Origin of the sequence: Streptomyces sp. NPDC059008 (assembly GCF_042749045.1) — a bacterium.
Lineage (GTDB): Bacteria > Actinomycetota > Actinomycetes > Streptomycetales > Streptomycetaceae > Streptomyces.
In genome coordinates, this window is sequence record NZ_JBHYJC010000043.1 from 29,423 (window position 1) to 46,913 (window position 17,491).

The following is a 17,491-nucleotide window of genomic DNA, read 5'->3' on the forward strand; positions in this document are numbered from 1 at the left end:
CGTGTTGTGCGGGTCGGACGCCCGGACGGCCCGCTCGGTGACAGGCCCGCGGCACCTTCATGACCGGTCCGATCCCTAATGCCTTCGGGCTGTGGCCGATCCTCGGGCTATGCTGCTCGGTGCGGGCCATTAGCTCAATTGGCAGAGCAGTGGACTTTTAATCCATTGGTTCAGGGTTCGAGCCCCTGATGGCCCACCGCATCCATCCTCAGCAGGCTCTCTGACCTGCGGTTCAGCGCCTCGACCGGTGATCGCCGGACGAGGCGCGTCGCTTTTTCCGGCCGCGTGCGCGCGGTGCGTGAGCGGACGGCCCGGCAGGCGGGGCGTCAGATACGGCGTACCCGCCCGGCGATCAGAGGTCCGGCGAGCGTCCGGCGAGCGGAGGGGGTGCGACCACGGCCAGGGTGGCCACCCCCCACAGGAGTCACCCTGGCCGTGATCGCGTTCGGAGCGACAGGCGCACCGTATGCAGTTCTGCGCCACGGGCGGCTGTCGCGTTACCCGGCCGATCGGTACGTCCCGTCTGTGCGGACAAATGCCGACCCGGCGGGGACGGATATCGGACTGTGCGGCGAGCCTTAAGATTTGCGCTTCAACTACATGCCGCGCCCGTCCGGCGGGGCCTCTGTTCACTCCGTGAAGGAGATACATGCGCAAGCGCGCTGCCTTTGCCGTGCTCACCGCCGTCACCGCGCTGGCCGGAGTCGTCATCCCCGGTGCCTACGCAGGCGAGAGCGAGGGGGACGTCCAGATAAGCAACGTCGTCCTCGACGGTGGCAAGAACGTCGTGGTCGACGTCTACGACAAGACGATCACGGTGGAAGGGACCTTCACCCACCCGTCCGGCATCCAGGACGCGGACTTCGTCCTGTGGCGCGGACCGGACGGCGCGAACCCCTACCAGACCTACGACGACCGCATCATCTCGAACGAGTACTACGTCCATGCGGACTGCGTCGCCTCCAGCGCCACCACCTCCACCTGCTCGCAGACGTTCACCCTCCAGCCGGACTGGAACCTCACGAACGCCGACGCCGGCATCTGGAAGGTCAGCGTGCAGGGGGTGGCCAACGACGACAGCGGGACCCAGCTGGCGGACTACACCACGACCCGTCTGCAGCGGCAGGCCCAACTGACCGTGAACGCGAGCCCGGAGCCGGCCGCCAAGGGCCAGCCCCTCAAGGTCACCGGCAAGCTCACCCGGGCCAACTGGGACACCCTCGACCACCGCGGCTACACCAACCAGCCCGTCAGGCTCCAGTTCCGCAAGGCGGGCACCACCACCTACACCACGGTCAAGACGGTGAACACCTCCAGCACCGGCGACCTGACGACCACGGTCACCGCCTCGGAGGACGGCTACTGGCGCTGGAACTTCGCCGGCACCTCCACCACCCCGGCCGTCAAGGCCACCGGCGACTTCGTGGACGTGCAGTAACCCCCACGTCCGCCGCCGGCCCTCGCGCCCGCCGCACGACGTCTTCCACGGCGCCCCACGAAACGCCCCTGGCTCTGCGACAGAGCCAGGGGCGTTTCCTCGGATGGCCGTCAGCACCGCTTCCCTTGCGGGCACACCGGCGTGGTCATCGCCCGGAAGACGTCGGCGTCGGGCGGGCCGGGCCAGGCGACGTCGGGCTTGTTGCCGCCGTCCTGGTGGTAGGGCGTCACCCACAGCCCGAGTTCGAGCACGTTGTCGCCCACCACCGCGAGGTACTCGTGCAGCGTGGTGGGGCGGGGCGCGTCCTTGTCGAGGACGAGGGTCGCGGCCACATGCCGGGAGTCCTGCGTGGTGTACGTCACCGAGGTGTCCGCGGCCGCGCACGCCCGAAGTTCCCTGACCAGGCCCCTGAACATGGCGGACGCCTGGCGTTCCCCGTCCTTCCTGTGTGCGGCGATGGTCTCCTGGGCCAGCCAGTTCTGGTCCCCGTCGTTCCTGCCCGGACGGGCCTTCTCGATCCATGCGGCGCGCGCCAGGGAATCCGTCTCGGGCGTGCGCCGCGACCCGCAGTGCTCCTCGAAGAGGAACTTCTCGCCGTCGGCGAGGCGGGCCGAGGTGTCCAGCATCGGCCAGTGGTACGACGCGTTCATCGGGATGGAGCCGGACTCCATCCACTGGTGGAGGCGGTCGTCCGGGTCGTCCGGGTCACGGCCGGCGGCCGGTGACGAGGACGCACCCGCAGGGGTGGTGGGCCCGGTCCCGGCCGTCTTCCCGGCGGCTGGGACCGACGGCGTGCCCGGAGCCGACGGACCTGAGGCGGACGGGTTCGTGACGGACGGGCTCGTGGCGGCCGACGGCCGGGTGCCGTCGGCGCGTGGGCCGTCGTCGGTGGTGCCACAGGCCGTCAGCGAACCGACGGAGAGGGCCAGGGCCAGGGGCGCGGCGAGCAGCCGGCCGGTGCGGGACGAGGCGGTGGTGGTGTCGGGCATGCTTCTCCCCGCTCACCAGGCCGGCTTGCGGTCGTGGCCGTAGCGGAACGGACCCGCGGGGTGGTCCTCGAAGTGCAGGTGCGGACCGGTGACGTTGCCGGTGGACCCGACCCTGCCGAGCCGCTGGCCGGCCTTGACCTTCTGGCCGGGGTGCACGTCTCGCCAGGACAGGTGGCAGTAGACGTAGACGCGGCCGTTGTCCGCCTGCAGGCCGATCCAGTTGCCGTAGGCACCGCCCCGGCCGTCCGACCACTTCACGGTGCCGTCCCGGACGGCGACGACCGGCGTTCTCTCCGGTGCCGCGTAGTCGTCCCCGGTGTGATACCCCGCCTGGTACCTGGCGTTCGGCACGCCGTACGCATAGTTGATGCCGTGTCCGGGCACCGGTGAGCCGACCCGGCCGCCCGCCGAACCTCCGTCGCCCTCCCGTACCTTGAAGCCGTACTCGGCTCCGAGCTTCTTGAGGGACGTCCTCCCGGGAACGCCGTCGGCCGCGCTGCCGGTGAATCCGAGGTGGCGCTGCCACCGGGCGTAGGCCTCCTTGGTGCGCGGGCCGAAGGTTCCCGGTGCGGAGGAGTAGTCGAGGCCCACGGCCTTCTTCAGTGCCTCCTGCACGGTCAGGACGCTGCCGTTCCTCGCGCCGGGGTGGACGTCGGACAGGGACACCACTTCTGCTCGCTGCACGCTCGGCTCTCCCGTGAACAACTCGGCCACACTGCCGGCCACACTGTCGAATATGTCTCCGATGCCGGGCATGCTCAGTAGCCCTTCGGAGGCCGGCTCGGGTCGAACTGCTGGACCCTGCCGGCGAGGTTGGAGCCGTCGCGGTACACGCCGTACCTGACCATCACGTAGTTCATGGCCGCGCAGATGTTGGCCACGCCGTCGTAGACGTTGTGCGAGGTTCCGGGCTGGTGGTTCTCGGCGAAGGTCTCCGGCATGACCTGCAGCAGTCCGCGTGTGCAGCTCTGCGGGTGCCCGTCGCTCTGCTCGGGCCCGTGGGCGTTCGCGTCGTAGGTGTTGACCGCGTTGAAACGGTAGGTCGACTCCCGCTTGGCCGCGGTCATGATGCCCTCCACCCAGTGGGTCTCGGGGACCTTGAGGATGTGGCAGGCCTCCTTCGCCGCCCTCGACGCGCTCCCGTCCGGCACGTGCTTGTACTCCACCGAGTCCAGGGGGATGGCGATGCGCCCGGTCCCCGGCTTGCCGTCGTCGTCCCGCTTGCGGTCGAAGAAGTCCAGCCCGTACACCCTGAACTTGTGCCGCTTGCCGAGCTCGACGAGCGAGTGGCGGCCGAAGACGCCGTCCGCGTCCGCGCCGGTGAAGCCGAGCTCGCGCTGGAACGCGGCCACCGCGGCCTTGGTCCGGGGGCCGAACGTCCCCGGCGCCGAGCTGTAGTCGAGCCCGACCTCCGCCTTCAGAGCGGCCTGCACGATCCGTATGGAGACGTTCCGCGCCCCGTAGACGACCTCGGAAGCCTTCACCTTGTGGTCCTCGTGGGGGAGCCGGTGCCCCTTCCAGCGCCACTCCTTGCGCGCCGCCCCGCCCCGGTGGTCGTGCGGATCGGCGGTCGGCGGGCACTCGTCGCCGGGGAACTTGGGCGCGAAGTACCCGACGATGCTCGCGCTCTTCCGCTCGGTCTTGTGCGCGTACACGCCGTTTCCCTGGTCGGCGTCCGTGGCGCCCGCTTCCACGGTGTTGCCGCCCTTGGTGTACACGTACGTCTCGTCGAAGCCGACCACGAGCTCCGTGTGGCCACCGTCGTGGAGGTTGACCCACGCCCCGACCGACGGGTACTCGGACCACTGGTCACGCTGCTTGGCCCACTCGGTGAACCCGTTGACGTTGGCGATGTGCGGCACGAACTCTTCCAGGCCCACGTCGGCGTACATGTCCCAGTCGAACATGACGCACCACGGCTCACCGTCCATGCCGTACTGCTTCCCGAACCGCGTCCGGTTGTTGTACTCCCCGTCCACGTTCGTCTCGTAGACGCCCTCCTTGATGCTCTGGACGTGATCGACCAGCTTTCGCCACTTCGGCGTCGTCATTACCGTTCCCCCATCGGAAAAAGTCGGCGTTCGCGGCTGCATGATTTCCGCCCCTTTGGGCGCGGAGAGCCGCGATGGGACATAGGGGGAAAGGGGTGCGGGGGGCGACCCCGGCGAGCGAAGTCCCCTGACCTCATCGGGAAGTTCGCCGTCGGCCGCGGACGGGGCCGCCTTCGTCTCCTCCGTTGACGAAGACGGTCGGCTTTCCGCGTGCCCGGCGCCGCCCGGAACTCCACGTCCCGGCGCATCGCCGGACAGTGTCGACGTGCACCCTCACATCCCCCTACAGCACGGGTTCGACGCAGCTGTTCGTCGAACCGGTGCGAGTCAAGCGTCCGGGAATCCGGTGAGGTTGTCGTTAGCGCCTGATGCACAAGTTCCTTAACCAGCAGTCGACTTACCGGCAACCAGTGCATGGCGCCGGTAGTCCTTCGGCGGAGTGCCGTACGCATTGCGGAAGGCGCGGCTGAAGTCGGCCGCGCAGGAGAAGCCCCGGCGGGTGGCGATGGCGTGGACGGGGGTGGAGTGCAGCGCCGGGTCGGTGAGGTCGCGGCAGGCGGCCTCCAGTCGCCTGCGGCGGATCCAGGCGGCCACGGTGGCCTCTTCGTGCTGGAAGAGGCGGTGCAGGTAGCTGAGGGAGATGTGGTGGGCGGCGGCGATCACGGCCGGGGAGAGACCGGGGTCGTGCAGGTGCTCCTGGATGAAGCGCTTGATGCGCAGCATGAGGGTCCGCCGGCGGGTGTCCGGTGGGAGGGCGCTGTCGGTTTCGAGGGTGTGGGCGAGGAGCGCGGTGACCAGGTCGGTCAGGACCGTGCCCAGCCGGGGGCCGTCGGAGGGCTGGTAGGGGGTGGTGTCCGCGCTCAGCCGGAGGAGGAACTGCGCCAGCAGCGCGCCGATCCCCGACCGGGTCGGCAGGCGCCGTGGGACCGTTCGACGGGCCCCGCCGCGCGGCAGGGGCAGCAGCGCCTTGGGGATCTCCGCCCCCACCGTGGTGACCGAGGCCCTGCCGCCGCGGATCTCCCACGGCAGCGAGGAATCGTTGATGACCAGGTCGGACGGCCGGTACACGACCTCGTGGTCGCCCCACCTGCCGGTCCCCGTCCCGGCCACGACGAAGGAGAGGTGGTAGAGCTCCGGGTCGGACTGCCGGATCAGCCGCGGTGTGCGCCGCATCACCACCTGCGGGACCGTGGCCGGCCACACGGACACGGCGCCGAGGTCCAGCACGCGCTGGACGGCCCGGAAGTCGTGGGCGTGGTCGCTGCTCAGATGGATCGGAGCATGGGTCTGCTCCATGCGCTCCGCCCAGTAGGACAACCGGTCCGCCGCCGGCACGTCCTCACTCCGGAAAACCGTCTCGTTCAGCATGTTTCCCCCTCCAAGCTGCACGCCCAAGGGGATGATCACGGACCCGGATAAGCGTCTGATGAACGTCTTTGCCGTGGCCCGGCCCGTGACCCGTCCGGCCCCCGACGACTCGCCATGGGCCCCCCTACCGGCAACCCTTGGGGAGTCGAGGCGGCCGACACGACGCTGCTCGTACGGAAGACGGGCGGGAGCGGAAGAGGCCGGTGCGGATGCGGCAGGTCGACGGGCCCCCTACGGGCGACGGGGAGCGGCGGGCGCGCCGCGAGCGGATGCCCCCGCCGGTGCGGCGCCTGGCGCGCTGGCTCCCCGCCCTGCTGATCGCCGCCGGCCTCGCCTTCGACCTGGGGACACCGCCCAGCTACACCGCCTCCCCCTTCTTCTCCGCCGCGCCGCTGGTCGCGGCGCCGCTCCTGTCGCTGGCGGCCACCGCCGGCACGGCCGTGGCCGCCATGGCCGGCGAGGTCTGGGGCGTGACGTACCGCAGCGCCGCCCCGAACTACCACGAGTCGGTGACGGAGATCGCCACGGTCTTCGTCGTCGCCCTGCTGGCGCTGGGCATCAACCGGGTCGTACGGACCAGCGATGCCCATCTGGCGTCCGTACGGGACGTCTCGGAGGCCGCCCAGCGCGCCGTACTGCCGCTGCCGCCCGAGCGGCTGGCCGGGCTCGCGATCGCCGCCCGCTACGTGGGCGCGCGGGCGGACTCCGGGATCGGCGGCGACCTCTACGCGGTGCAGGACACCCCGCACGGCGTGCGGCTGATCGTCGGCGATGTGCGCGGCAAGGGCCTGGAGGCGGTGGAGGCCGCGGTGGTCGTCATCGGCGCCTTCCGGGAGGCGGCGGAGCAGGAGGCCACCCTGGAGGCGGTGGCCGGCCGGCTGGAGCGGGCGCTGCAGCGGGAGGGCAGGCGGCGCGGAGGGCTGGACCGGTTCGAGGGGTTCACCACTGCCGTGCTGGCCGAGATCCCCGCCAACGGGCGGCCCGTACTGCGGGTCCTCAACCGCGGCCACCCGGCTCCCCTGATGCTCACCCCGGACGGCGGGCTGCGCGAGCTGGCCCCCGCGGCGCCGGCGCTGCCCCTGGGGATGAGCGAGGTGGCGAGCTGGCCCGACCGGTCGGACGAGACGTTCCTGCCGGCCGGCTCGCTGCTGCTGTTCTTCACCGACGGCATGACCGAGGCCCGCGACTTCCGCGGCCGTTTCTACAACCCCTCGAACCGGCTGCGGGGCCGCCGCTTCCCCGGTCCGGACGCCCTCCTGGACACCCTCGTCGAGGATGTGGCACTGCATACGGGCGGGGCGTCGGCGGACGACATGGCCCTGCTGGCGGTGCAGCGGCCCATGGGGGAGTAGGGCGGGGCGAGGAGCACCGGGCCGCCGATCGGGCGGGGCCGGGCACGGACGGGGCCGCCCCGCCCCGCTGTGCCGCTTGCGCCTACGTCCTCGTCCCGGGTTCCGTGCCCGGAAGTCGGTGCAGGCTCTCGCCGTGCGGGCCGGTGAGCGCGAGAGGCCGCCCGTCCAGGGCGAGGGTCAGCCGTCCGTCCTCCGGGCGCCCGGAGAGGTGCTCCGGCGCGGTGATCCACGGCAGGACCGAGTGGTGCTCGTTGGAGATCCAGTGCCCACCGCCGGGACGCCCGTCGAGCAGCGACCGCACGAGGCGCGCGAACTCCTCGCGGCGAGCGGGCGGAAGGTAGCTCAGCACCGCGCTGTGGAAGACGACCAGCGTCGCCTCGGGCGGTGCCGCGGCGGCCAGCGCGGGCAGCTCGTCGATCAGATCGCCGGGTACGATCCGCGGCCGCGGCGCCGCCCGTACGGCCTCGACGGCGGCAAAGAGCCGCGCCGCGCGCTCGCCCTCGCCCGGCCAGACGAGCGACTGCAGCCAGCGCAGATCGTCCGGTGCGCCCACGGGGTCGAGCGGGTTCAGATCGATTCCGGCCCGCCAGACGATCTCCGGCAGCCGGCCGGGCAGTTCCTCGGGCGCCCAGTCCGTACGGCAGCCGAACACCACCGGGCCGTCCGGCGCCCCCACCTCGACGGTCCGCGGGCCGCCCGCGGGCTGCCCCGCGTACCCGGTGGCGGACTCGTACCGGTACCGGTAGCTGTCGGGATGCAGACACAGCCCGGCCGACGCGCCGACCTCCAGCAGCGCCAGCGGCTGCGGCAGACGGGCGAGCAGCGGCAGCAGCGTGGCGCAGCGGGCCGGCTCGTTGGTCTGGGTGGCGCGCTGCATGATCACCGCGCGGACCTCGTCCCAGTGCCGGACCGTCCACTCGCGCCAGCGACCGTACGCGGCCTCGCCGCGCGGGCCCTGCTCCGCGTGCGGGCCGTCGAGCTGGCGGACGGCGGCGAGCAGGAGGTTCGGCTGCTGCTTGTTGCCGGCCGGCAGCGACCCCGACAGCAGATCGCAGAACTCCGGGTCCTGGCTGATCCGCGCGGTCAGCTCCGCATGGGCGTCGGACCGTCCCCGAGCCTCCCGCCACGAGAACTCCCGGTAGCGCTCCGCCACATCCGCCGCCGCGCTCCGGCCGATACCGCCCTTGACGTTTCCGGAGCTCACGGTGCTCCCCGCGCTCTCGACGTTGACGACCATGATCCGACGTTACGCCCTCACGTTCCGTAACTGGGGGGCGCCCCTCCGCATAACGACTGACGCACAATCAGCGCGAGATCGTTTAGAGGTGCAGGGGCAACTCGCCCGTTTTGTGGGCATGGTGACCGAAAAAGTCCAGGCCAAACCTCATGCGGAACGAATAAGGGTTCCCGGGAAGGCTTGGAAAACAGTCGCGACTTCTATTACTGTCCGATAACGCAGCGCGGTCGTCCCAGCCGTCGCAAGAGGCGGCACCGCGCGCCGACGCCGAATCCCGCACGCGCTTTTCACGCATCTCCAGCACTTCGAACTGCACCAAGGGAACCGGGGAACCACCACCTTGGGGTGAATCGGGCGCCTCCGCCAGAGTGGCCCGTAGGAGACCTTCCTGCTCCGAACCCGTCAGCTAACCCGGTAGGCGAGAAGGAAGGAAAGGAGTGCGCCCCCGTGGCGTCCAACAGGCCTGCCCCCGAGGCTTCGCCCGCATACCGACTCGACGACCGAGGCGCCTTCGAAGGCCCGGGTGATCCGCAGGGCATGGCGGGCATCGACGGCGACGGCCCGTGGGAGGAGTGGAATCCCACCGAGGAGTCGCTCCGACCGGCCCGTGGCAAGCACCGGGTGGCCAAGCAGCGCGGCGGCGGACTCGCCCGTAGTGGCACGGTCCTGGGTGTCGGCGTCATCGCGGCGGTCGGCGCGGGTGGCATGGCCACCGCCGAGGACCGTCCGCCGGTCCCGATATCCATGCCCGACATCGGCGGCATGGCCCACGACATCTCCGACAGCCTTCCGGATGCCGAGTCCCTCCCGGGGCTCGGCGGCCTCATATCCGACTCCGACTCCGCCGCGGCGGACTCCGGAGGCGACTTTGCCGACACCGTCGCCGCCGGTCCGCTCTCCCAGGTCACCCAGACCGGCACGACCGGTACGGGCGGCAACGCCGGCGAGGCGCTGCGCAGCCGCATCCTCCAGCAGGCCGACGCGCAGCAGGGTGCCGCCGAGGAGCAGGCCCGCGAAGCGGCCGAGGGCGCCGCCATCAAGCAGGCGGCGACGGAAGCGTCCGCGGCCCAGAAGACGGCCCAGGACGCGGCGGACAAGGCCGCGGCGGCCAAGAAGGCGGCAGAGCTGGAGGCCAAGCGCAAGGCCGAGGAGGAGGCGCGCCGGAAGGCGGAGGCCGAGCGCCTGGCCCAACTGGCGAAGAGCTTCATCGCCCCCGTCTCCTCCTACACCCTCACCGCCAGCTTCGGTCAGGCCGGCGACCGCTGGGCCGCCGACCACACGGGCCAGGACTTCGCCGCACCGACCGGTACGCCCGTCAAGGCGGTGCACTCCGGCACCATCACCCAGGCCGGCTGGGCCGGTTCGTACGGCTACCGCATCGTCCTCACCCTCGACGACGGCACCGAGCTGTGGTTCTGCCATCTGTCCTCGATGGTGAAGACCTCGGGCAAGGTCAACACCGGCGATGTCATCGGCCGCGTCGGCGCCACCGGCAACGTCACCGGTCCCCACCTCCACCTGGAGGTACGCCCCGGCGCCGGCGACCCGATAGACCCGATGCCGTGGCTGCGCGACCACGGCGTGAACGTCTGACGGCCCGGCCCGCAGGGAGACGCGCCTGAGGGCCTGCCGAAAGGCGGCCCGAGCGCGCCGCGGGAGGCCACTCCTCCCGCGGAATAACTCCCTCCCTCACCACGCTGCAACCACGTATGACCTCGACACACCCCACCCCCCAAAACCGCCGGAACCTCGGCTCGCTCGCCGTCTCCCCGCTCGCCCTCGGGGGCAACGTCTTCGGCTGGACGGCCGACGAGGCCGAGTCGTTCGCCGTGCTCGACGCGTATGCGGCAGGCGGTGGCAACTTCATCGACACCGCCGACGCCTATTCGGCCTGGGTGCCCGGCAACAAGGGCGGCGAATCCGAGACCGTCATCGGCAACTGGATGGCCTCCCGCGGCAATCGCTCCGAGGTCGTCGTCGCCACCAAGGTCGGCGCCCACCCCGACTACAAGGGCCTGAGCCCGGCCACCATCAAGTCCGCGGTCGACGAGTCCCTCACCCGTCTGCGCACCGACTACATCGACCTCTACTACACCCACTACGACGACGAATCGGTCGAGGTCTCGGAGATCATCGGCACCCTCGACGAGCTCGTCCAGGCCGGCAAGGTCCGTGAGATCGCCGCCTCCAACATCTCCGCGCGGCGCCTGGCGGAGTCCCTGGCCTTCTCCGCCCGCGAGGGCGTGGCCCGTTACGTCGCCCTCCAGCCGCACTACAACCTGGTCTCCCGCGACACCTACGAGGGCGAACTCGCCGACGTGGCGGCCCGCGAGGGCGTGGCCGCCATCCCGTACTGGGCCCTTGCCTCCGGCTTCCTCACCGGCAAGTACCGCCCGGGCACCGATGTCGCCAGCGCCCGCTCCGCAAAGGCCGGCCAGCACCTGGCCACCGACCGCGGGCTGCGCGTCCTTCAGGCCCTCGACACGGTCGCCGCCGCGCACGAGGCCGAAGTCGCCACCGTCGCCCTCGCCTGGCTGGCCGCCCAGCCCACCGTCGCGGCGCCCCTCGCCAGCGCCCGTACGGTCAGCCAGCTGGCGCCCCTCCTGGCCGTCGCCGACCTGACCCTCACGGAGCCCGAACTCACCCTCCTGACCGAGGCTTCGGCCTGATCCACCCACGGCGTGGACGGGGCGGGGCCGGGGCACGCACGATGCCCCGACCCCGCCCCGACCCCGCCTCGCGCCCGCGCCGGTCGCCGGCCTCACTTCCCCCGACGGTCGACCACCGCCCACGACGCCAGCGCGACCCCGCCCGCGACCGCGAACACCGAAGGCCAGGCCCCGATCTTCTTCGCCAGCGGATGCGACCCCACGAAGGCCGCCACATACGCCCCACTCAACGCCGCCGCGGTCTTGGCCCCGGCCTTCTCCTGCCACCCCTTGGCCGCCACGGCCCCCGCCGCCGCGAGCGCCACCCCACCCAGGGGCCGCTTCTTGGTCCACCGGGCCACGCCGTAGCCGCCCAACAGCCCACTCGCCGCAACCACACTCGTCGGTACGCCGGCCATCACAATCCTCCCGATCCAGGTCAACTCCCCCGAGCCTACGCGCGGGCGTTCCTCGCGGGGGTGGCGATCGGGGTGACAGCCGCGCCTACGCGTCCGCCGGTGCGCCCGGCCCGCTGTCCCCGTCCCTCTGTCCCAGCGCGCACGTCAGGGCCGGGCGCCCCCACGGCTGGTAGTGCCGCAGGTGCTCCAGGAGGTGTCGTTCGCGGGTGGTGAAGTCGGGGGTGGGGCCGGTGAGGTGGGCGCGGCGGCGGTGGAAGGAGAGGGCGGTGGCGAGGGCGGTGTACTCGGTGACGGCGCGGGCGGCGGCGGGGCCCTGGGCGCGGTGGGCCAGGTCGCGGGCGAGGGCGCGGGTCGTGAGGGAGGACAGGGCGGTGGGTTCGGTGGGGGCGAGCCAGCCGGCGGTGATGTAAGGGGCGAGGTAGCCGCGCAGGGAGAGCAGTTCCTGGCCGCGGGTCCAGACGGCCAGCCAGGTCAGGGCGAGGAGGACGGGGACCATGAAGAGCCCGTAGACGACCAGGAATCCGAGGTCGCCCAGCGTGGAGGCGGCGTTCCAGATGGCGTGCAGGAGGACGGCGGTCAGCAGGCCCAGTGCGGCGAGGGCGATACGGGCGGGGCGGCGGCGGGGGTAGCGGGTGGCGGCGATGCCGAAGGCCAGGCCCGTGAGGATGGTGAACAGCGGGTGCGCGAAGGGGGAGACGACGATGCGGACGAAGAAGGTGCCGGCGGTGAGTGAGTCCAGGCCGGAGTGGCCCATGGACTGGTCCTGACCGAAGGCGTTGCCCAGATAGAGGACGTTCTCGGTGAAGGCGAAGCCGGTGGCGGTGATGCCGGCGATGACGATGCCGTCGGTGATGCCGTCGAAGTCGTGCCGTCGGAAGCGGTAGAGCAGGAGGACGGCGGCGGCCTTGACCAGCTCCTCGACGACCGGGGCGATCACCGTCGCGCCCCAGGCCTCGGCCTCGGTGGGGGACGTCGAGGCGATATTGGCGGCCAGCCAGTCGGTGGCGAAGCCGTTGGCCAGCAGCGCGACCAACGTGGCGGCGCAGGCGCCCCAGGTGAAGGCGAACGCGAGGTTGCGCCAGGGCTCGGGCTCGATGCGGTCGAGCCAGCAGAACGCCGCGATCAGGAGCGGTACGGGGAAGACGGCCAGGCCGAGGCCGACGAGGAAGCCCTCGGTGCCGGTCTCCTGGCGGACCATGCCGATGATGATCACGCCGGAGAGCGCCAGCAGGGAGGTCAGCGCGACGGCGCGGATGGTCCTGCTGTGCCAGGGCGGTGTACGGCGGCGCGGGCGGAGGGGCCCGTGTGCGGCGGCCGCGCCGGAGGCATCGGGCCGGTGGGCGTGGGGCGGGTACGGCGTATGGGGTGTGTACGGGGGAGGGGCCGGCGGGCGGTGCGGGCGCGGGGACGGCTGGGACGAGTACACCCGTCGACCCTAACCAGGGACGTGCGCCCTACTCGCCGAGGCGGCGGAAGAGCAGGTCGTGGACGACGTGCCCCTTGTCCAGCCCCTGGCCCTCGAACTTGGTCAGGGGCCGGAAGTCCGGACGCGGCGCATAGCCGGAGTAGAGGTTCTCAAGCGTCGGCTCCGCGGAGAGGACCTCCAGCATCTGCTCGGCGTACGGCTCCCAGTCGGTCGCGCAGTGGACCAGGGCGCCGGGCCTGAGCCGGGTGGTCGCCAGCGCGATGAACTCCGGCTGGACGAGGCGGCGCTTGTGGTGGCGCTTCTTGGGCCACGGGTCGGGGAAGAAGACGCGCAGACCGGCGAGGGAGCCGGGAGCGAGCATCTCGCGCAGCAGGATGATCGCGTCGCCGTTGGCCACCCGGACGTTGGACAGGCCGTTCCGCTCCGCGAGCCCGAGCAGATTGCCCTGTCCCGGGGTGTGCACATCGCAGCCGAGGATGCCGGTGGCCGGGTCGGCGGCGGCCATCTGCGCCGTGGCCTCGCCCATTCCGAAGCCGATCTCCAGGACGACCGGCAGTCCGCCGAAGAACTCGTCGAGATCGATACGGGAGAGCCCGTCGATGTCCCTTCCCCACCGGGGCCACAGGCGGCGCAGCGCATCGGCCTGGCTGGGCGAGACACGGCTGCGACGGGGCTGGAAGGAACGGATCCGCCGCTCGTGATGCGACCCCGCGGGGTCGGCCGCGGGACCGGTCCCGTCGGGGAACATCGGCGCACCGCGCCGGGGGCTGGCGGCGGAGACGGCCGTGGCGCCGAGGCTGCGGGCTTCGTGAGCGGCGGATGCCTGCGCGGGGGCCTGCGGAGCGCCTGCTTCGGCGGCGCCGGCTTCCAGCGGGGTGGCTTCAGGGGTGACGGGGTTCTCGGACACAGTGTGTCGATTCTACGGATGGTGGCGCGGCGGGCGGGAATCGCCGACGGGAGGGACGCCGGTCACCCGCTCATCCGCCCAGCACCCCCAGCGCCCTGCGCGCCACCTCCCTGCCGATGGGCAGGGAGGCCGTGGCCGCGGGGGAGGGGGCGTTGAGGACGTGGATCATGCCCGGGGACTCGCTGAAGAGGAAGTCGTCGACGAGGGTGCCGTCGGGCAGGACGGCCTGGGCGCGGACGCCGGCCGGCGCGGGGAGCAGGTCCTCCTCGCGGGCGGCCGGCAGGAGGCGGCGGACCGCGTCGGCGAAGGCGTGCCGGGACAGCGAGCGGTGCAGCTCGCCGGCGCCGTAGCGCCAGTGGCGGCGGGCTATCCGCCAGGAGCCGGGGTAGGCCAGGGTGCCGGCCAGCTCGCCGGGGCGGACCGTGCGCCAGTCGTAGCCCTCGCGGGCCAGGGCGGGGACGGCGTTCGGGCCGATGTGGACGGCGCCGTCGATGCCGCGGGTCAGATGGACGCCCAGGAAGGGGAAGGCGGGGTCGGGGACCGGGTAGACCAGGCCGCGAACGAGGGCGGCGCGCTCCGGGGCGAGCGTGAAGTACTCGCCGCGGAACGGGACGATCCGCATGCCCGGGGCGTCGCCCGCCAGCCGGGCGATCCGGTCGCAGTGCAGCCCGGCGCAGTTCACCAGGGCGCGGGCCCGGTGGACCGTGCCGTCGGCGGTACGGACCGCCACCCGCCCCGGGCGGCGGCCGATCGTGGTCACCTCCGCGCCGTAGACGATCCGGGCGCCGGCGTCCGTGGCGAGCGCGGCGAAGCGGCGGGCGACGGCGCCGAAGTCGCAGACGCCGGTCGTGCCGACATGGATGGCGGCCAGGCCGCGCACCTCGGGTTCGTACTCCGCTATCTGTGCGGGGCCCAGCTCGCGCACCGGCAGGCCGTGCTCGCGGCCGCGCTGGATCAGGCCGTGCAGCCGCGGCAGCTCACTGCGGTCCGTGGCGACGATCAGCTTGCCGGTGACCTCGTGCGGAATGTCGTGTTCGGTGCAGAACTTCACCATCTCCGCCGAGCCCTGCAGGGCGAAGCGGGCCTTGAGCGAGCCGGGCGGGTAGTAGATGCCGCTGTGGATCACGCCGCTGTTGCGCCCGGTCTGATGGCGGGCCGGACCGGGCTCCTTCTCCAGGACCACGACCCGCGTGCCCGGCGCGGCACGCGTGATCGCATGGGCCGTAGAGAGACCGATGATGCCCGCACCGATCACCAGCACATCGCAGTCGTTCGCCGCCACTGCACCTCCCCAACCGCATGACCGCAGGCCCGACCGTCGCCGCGGACCCACGCGTCATTCGCCGCCGACGTATCCCATCATGACGGTCGGCACTGACAGCGCCGTTCGGGCCGTGGCCGCCGGGCCCGCCCGCGGCCCGCCCGGCGGTTCGAGCCGGAGCACCGGCCCGGCCCGACCCCGTCCGACCCGATCCACCGGCGGCCCGATCCACCGGCCCGTCCCTATGCCGGCGCCGCCAGCAGCGGTCGCGCCCGCTCCCGCAGCTCCACCACCCGGGGCTCGTCGCCGTACGGCTCCAGGCGGTGCAGCAGATCGCGGACGTACTCCGTCGTGCGGGCCGAGGAGATCCGTCCGGCCACCTCGACCGCCCGGGTGCCCGCGGCGCACGCCGCGTCCAAGTTGCCGGACTCCAGTTCGGCCACCGCGGACACCACCAGGCGCAGCCCGTGGGAGCGTACGAACTCCTCCGTGGGACGCGAGAGCGCCTGCTCGGTGAAGCGGCGGACCTGGCGGGGCAACCGCAGATCCCGGTAGCACTCGGCGGCGTCGGCGGCGAAGCGCTCGTAGGAGTAGAAGTCCAGCCACGACGGGTCGGGGTCGCCGCTGCGGGAGCGCTCCAGCCAGCCCTCGGACGCCTTCAGCGCCACCTCGCAGGCGCGCGCCTCCCCGGCCTTGGCCTGCGCCCGGGCCTCCACCAGGCGGAAGAAGCTCATGGTGCGGGCCGTGGCCAGGCCGCGGTTGCGCTCCAGGGCCGCCTGGGCGAGGTCGACGCCCTCGTCGGCGAAGCCGCGGTAGGTCGCCTGGAGGGACATCGAGGCCAGCACGTACCCGCCCAGGGGGACGTCGGCCGCCGCGCGGGCGAGCCGCAGCGCCTGGATGTAGTAGCGCTGCGCGGCCTCCTGCTGGCCGGTGTCGAAGGCCATCCACCCCGCGAGCCGGGTGAGTTCGGAGGTCGCCCCGAAGAGGGCCCGGCCCACCTCGTCGCTGTACGAGGCGAGGAGCAGCGGCGCCGCGTCCACGCGCAGGCACTCCGGCACCATCGACGAACGCCAGTCCCCGCCGCCGTACTTGGAGTCCCAGCGGCGCGCGTCCTCCGCCGCCTCGCGCAGCTTGCTGACGTCGCTGTGGCCGACGTGCTGGGGGATCCCGCCGTCGCCGGCCGCCGCGGCGTCCTTGTCGCGCGCCTCGGCCGCCTCCCGTGCCACCGAGCTGTCGGCCGGGGATATCAGCCAGCGCGAGGCGGGAGTGGCGTACGCGCTGACGGCGAAGGATCCGGCCAGGCTCTGCCAGATGCCGCCACCGCCGGCCCGCCGTCCGGCCAGATCGAGACGGTAGAGCTCGGTCGCGGAGCGCACCGCGGCGCCCACGTCGCGGGGAAACGCCAGGCCGACCTCGGGCGCCGGATCGGCGTCCGCCAGCCCGATCTCGTGCAGCGGCACCGGCCGGCCCAATTTGCTGCCGATGGCGGACGCGATCAGATGAGGCGCGGCGCCCTGGGGCACCATGCCCTTGGAGACCCACCGCGCCACCGACGTCTTGTCATAACGAAGCGTCAGCCCACGCTGCGCACCGAGGTCGTTGACCCGGCGCGCCAGTCCGGCATTGCTGATACCCGCGAGGGCGAGTACGGTGCCGAGCTTTTCGTTCGGCCCGCGTATATCCCTGGACATGCGCACCCCTCGACACACCGACAGCCGCCCCGCTACCCCGGGGCATGCATCCACCCAGAGTAGTTCGCCGAATCCCGACCGTTAAGAGCCGGTGTCCCGGATGGCGAGATTCATGTTCAAACAGGGGTACGGGAATTGGCATGTGCTCCGGGTACGTGTGCCCGTGCGCCCGTCCGTGCGCGCTGGCCGCCCGTCGTCGGGAGCGCTTCCATGGCTTCTGCGTGGGTCGGCCCGCTGCACTGGATCCAGTGGGCTGGGGGACACCGTCACCTCATTCCCCGCGGGTGACGGTCCGGTCCGGGGGGCGAAGCCCGCCTCCCGGACCGTCGCGCAAGCCGGTCGCCGACCGGACGCCCACCGGTTGACACGACGCCCGAACGTGTCAACTCGACTACAGGGAACGGACTTTGGCCGAAAATCGACGGATGGTGATTTCGCGCCGCCGTGCACTCGGAGCCGCCCCGGGGGCCACACGGGGGGCCTCCCGGGGTTGATGCGACGACGTACGCGCCCGAGCCGGGGCGCGGCGCTCCGAGGCCGCCCGTCCGCCCCGCGGTGCCGCACCGAGCCGCCCGTGGCCCGTTGCCGGTCCGCCGAGAGCGCGTCCGTACCGCGCGCCTGCCGCGAACTGCTCGTATACGGGCCCGCCTCGGCACCTCCTCCGCGCCCCCGTCATGGCAGCATGGTCGCCGCAACAGCTTGGC

General features: G+C 72.3%; 14 protein-coding genes, 1 tRNA gene and 1 riboswitch. Of the genes, 5 read left to right on the forward strand and 10 right to left on the reverse strand.

Annotated features, from left to right (window positions below; all coding sequences use genetic code 11):
- Positions 1-123: 123 nt before the first annotated feature.
- A tRNA-Lys gene (locus ACFWZH_RS32440) sits at positions 124-196 on the forward strand.
- Between the two features lie 453 nt (positions 197-649).
- A complete protein-coding gene (locus tag ACFWZH_RS32445) occupies positions 650-1,438 on the forward strand; it encodes a calcium-binding protein (RefSeq protein WP_384439445.1) in 789 nt (262 codons plus the stop codon).
- A gap of 110 nt (positions 1,439-1,548) precedes the next feature.
- On the opposite strand, the gene ACFWZH_RS32450 is transcribed toward ACFWZH_RS32445, so the two are convergent.
- From ACFWZH_RS32450 to ACFWZH_RS32465, 4 genes are all read right to left on the reverse strand, one after another.
- The gene (locus ACFWZH_RS32450) at positions 1,549-2,427 is read right to left on the reverse strand and encodes a hypothetical protein (protein ID WP_384439448.1); all 879 of its coding nucleotides are present in this window, start codon (positions 2,425-2,427) and stop codon (positions 1,549-1,551) included.
- Positions 2,428-2,439: 12 nt separating this feature from the next.
- Complete coding sequence (locus ACFWZH_RS32455; RefSeq protein ID WP_384439451.1) at positions 2,440-3,183, reverse strand: peptidoglycan DD-metalloendopeptidase family protein; 744 nt, start codon at positions 3,181-3,183, stop codon at positions 2,440-2,442.
- Positions 3,184-3,185: 2 nt separating this feature from the next.
- On the reverse strand, positions 3,186-4,478 hold the full coding sequence (locus ACFWZH_RS32460) for a peptidoglycan-binding protein (protein ID WP_384439454.1): 1,293 nt from the start codon (positions 4,476-4,478) through the stop codon (positions 3,186-3,188).
- Between the two features lie 381 nt (positions 4,479-4,859).
- A complete protein-coding gene (locus tag ACFWZH_RS32465) occupies positions 4,860-5,846 on the reverse strand; it encodes a helix-turn-helix domain-containing protein (protein WP_384439456.1) in 987 nt (328 codons plus the stop codon).
- A 209-nt stretch (positions 5,847-6,055) separates the two neighbouring features.
- On the opposite strand from ACFWZH_RS32465, the gene ACFWZH_RS32470 reads away from it, so the two are divergent.
- The gene (locus tag ACFWZH_RS32470; protein ID WP_384439458.1) at positions 6,056-7,198 is read left to right on the forward strand and encodes a PP2C family protein-serine/threonine phosphatase; all 1,143 of its coding nucleotides are present in this window, start codon (positions 6,056-6,058) and stop codon (positions 7,196-7,198) included.
- Between the two features lie 82 nt (positions 7,199-7,280).
- Here the strand turns inward: ACFWZH_RS32470 and ACFWZH_RS32475 are convergent, their stop codons facing one another.
- On the reverse strand, positions 7,281-8,435 hold the full coding sequence (locus ACFWZH_RS32475) for a DUF2332 domain-containing protein (protein WP_384439461.1): 1,155 nt from the start codon (positions 8,433-8,435) through the stop codon (positions 7,281-7,283).
- A 291-nt stretch (positions 8,436-8,726) separates the two neighbouring features.
- A riboswitch (cyclic di-AMP (ydaO/yuaA leader) is annotated at positions 8,727-8,871 on the forward strand.
- An 11-nt stretch (positions 8,872-8,882) separates the two neighbouring features.
- Here ACFWZH_RS32475 and ACFWZH_RS32480 point away from each other — a divergent pair.
- Both ACFWZH_RS32480 and ACFWZH_RS32485 read left to right on the forward strand, forming a co-directional pair.
- On the forward strand, positions 8,883-10,028 hold the full coding sequence (locus tag ACFWZH_RS32480; RefSeq protein ID WP_384439464.1) for a M23 family metallopeptidase: 1,146 nt from the start codon (positions 8,883-8,885) through the stop codon (positions 10,026-10,028).
- A gap of 116 nt (positions 10,029-10,144) precedes the next feature.
- Entirely contained in the window at positions 10,145-11,104 is a 960-nt protein-coding gene (locus ACFWZH_RS32485; RefSeq protein WP_384439467.1) for an aldo/keto reductase, read from the forward strand.
- Positions 11,105-11,196: 92 nt separating this feature from the next.
- On the opposite strand, the gene ACFWZH_RS32490 is transcribed toward ACFWZH_RS32485, so the two are convergent.
- From ACFWZH_RS32490 to ACFWZH_RS32510, 5 genes are all read right to left on the reverse strand, one after another.
- Complete coding sequence (locus tag ACFWZH_RS32490) at positions 11,197-11,502, reverse strand: hypothetical protein (RefSeq protein ID WP_384439470.1); 306 nt, start codon at positions 11,500-11,502, stop codon at positions 11,197-11,199.
- Between the two features lie 85 nt (positions 11,503-11,587).
- Positions 11,588-12,928 carry a PrsW family intramembrane metalloprotease gene (locus tag ACFWZH_RS32495; RefSeq protein ID WP_384439473.1) on the reverse strand — a complete coding sequence of 447 codons (1,341 nt, stop codon included), beginning with the start codon at positions 12,926-12,928 and terminating at the stop codon, positions 11,588-11,590.
- A gap of 28 nt (positions 12,929-12,956) precedes the next feature.
- Positions 12,957-13,835, reverse strand: coding sequence for a tRNA (guanosine(46)-N7)-methyltransferase TrmB (trmB, locus tag ACFWZH_RS32500; RefSeq protein WP_384439477.1), 879 nt, complete (start codon positions 13,833-13,835; stop codon positions 12,957-12,959).
- Between the two features lie 70 nt (positions 13,836-13,905).
- Positions 13,906-15,117: an L-2-hydroxyglutarate oxidase gene (gene lhgO / locus ACFWZH_RS32505; RefSeq protein WP_384439480.1), complete on the reverse strand. Its 1,212-nt coding sequence runs from the start codon at positions 15,115-15,117 to the stop codon at positions 13,906-13,908.
- A gap of 221 nt (positions 15,118-15,338) precedes the next feature.
- Complete coding sequence (locus ACFWZH_RS32510) at positions 15,339-16,787, reverse strand: hypothetical protein (protein WP_030088381.1); 1,449 nt, start codon at positions 16,785-16,787, stop codon at positions 15,339-15,341.
- Between the last annotated feature and the right edge of the window lie 704 nt (positions 16,788-17,491).

Coding starts and splice junctions, on each gene's coding strand:
- ACFWZH_RS32490 (WP_384439470.1), bottom strand. CDS start 11,502: ATGGCCGGCGTACCGACGAGTGTGGTTGCGGCGAGTGGGCTGTTGGGC.
- ACFWZH_RS32455 (WP_384439451.1), bottom strand. CDS start 3,183: ATGCCCGGCATCGGAGACATATTCGACAGTGTGGCCGGCAGTGTGGCC.
- ACFWZH_RS32445 (WP_384439445.1), top strand. CDS start 650: ATGCGCAAGCGCGCTGCCTTTGCCGTGCTCACCGCCGTCACCGCGCTG.
- ACFWZH_RS32450 (WP_384439448.1), bottom strand. CDS start 2,427: ATGCCCGACACCACCACCGCCTCGTCCCGCACCGGCCGGCTGCTCGCC.
- ACFWZH_RS32510 (WP_030088381.1), bottom strand. CDS start 16,787: ATGTCCAGGGATATACGCGGGCCGAACGAAAAGCTCGGCACCGTACTC.
- ACFWZH_RS32470 (WP_384439458.1), top strand. CDS start 6,056: ATGCGGCAGGTCGACGGGCCCCCTACGGGCGACGGGGAGCGGCGGGCG.
- ACFWZH_RS32485 (WP_384439467.1), top strand. CDS start 10,145: ATGACCTCGACACACCCCACCCCCCAAAACCGCCGGAACCTCGGCTCG.
- ACFWZH_RS32460 (WP_384439454.1), bottom strand. CDS start 4,478: ATGACGACGCCGAAGTGGCGAAAGCTGGTCGATCACGTCCAGAGCATC.
- ACFWZH_RS32475 (WP_384439461.1), bottom strand. CDS start 8,435: ATGGTCGTCAACGTCGAGAGCGCGGGGAGCACCGTGAGCTCCGGAAAC.
- ACFWZH_RS32465 (WP_384439456.1), bottom strand. CDS start 5,846: ATGCTGAACGAGACGGTTTTCCGGAGTGAGGACGTGCCGGCGGCGGAC.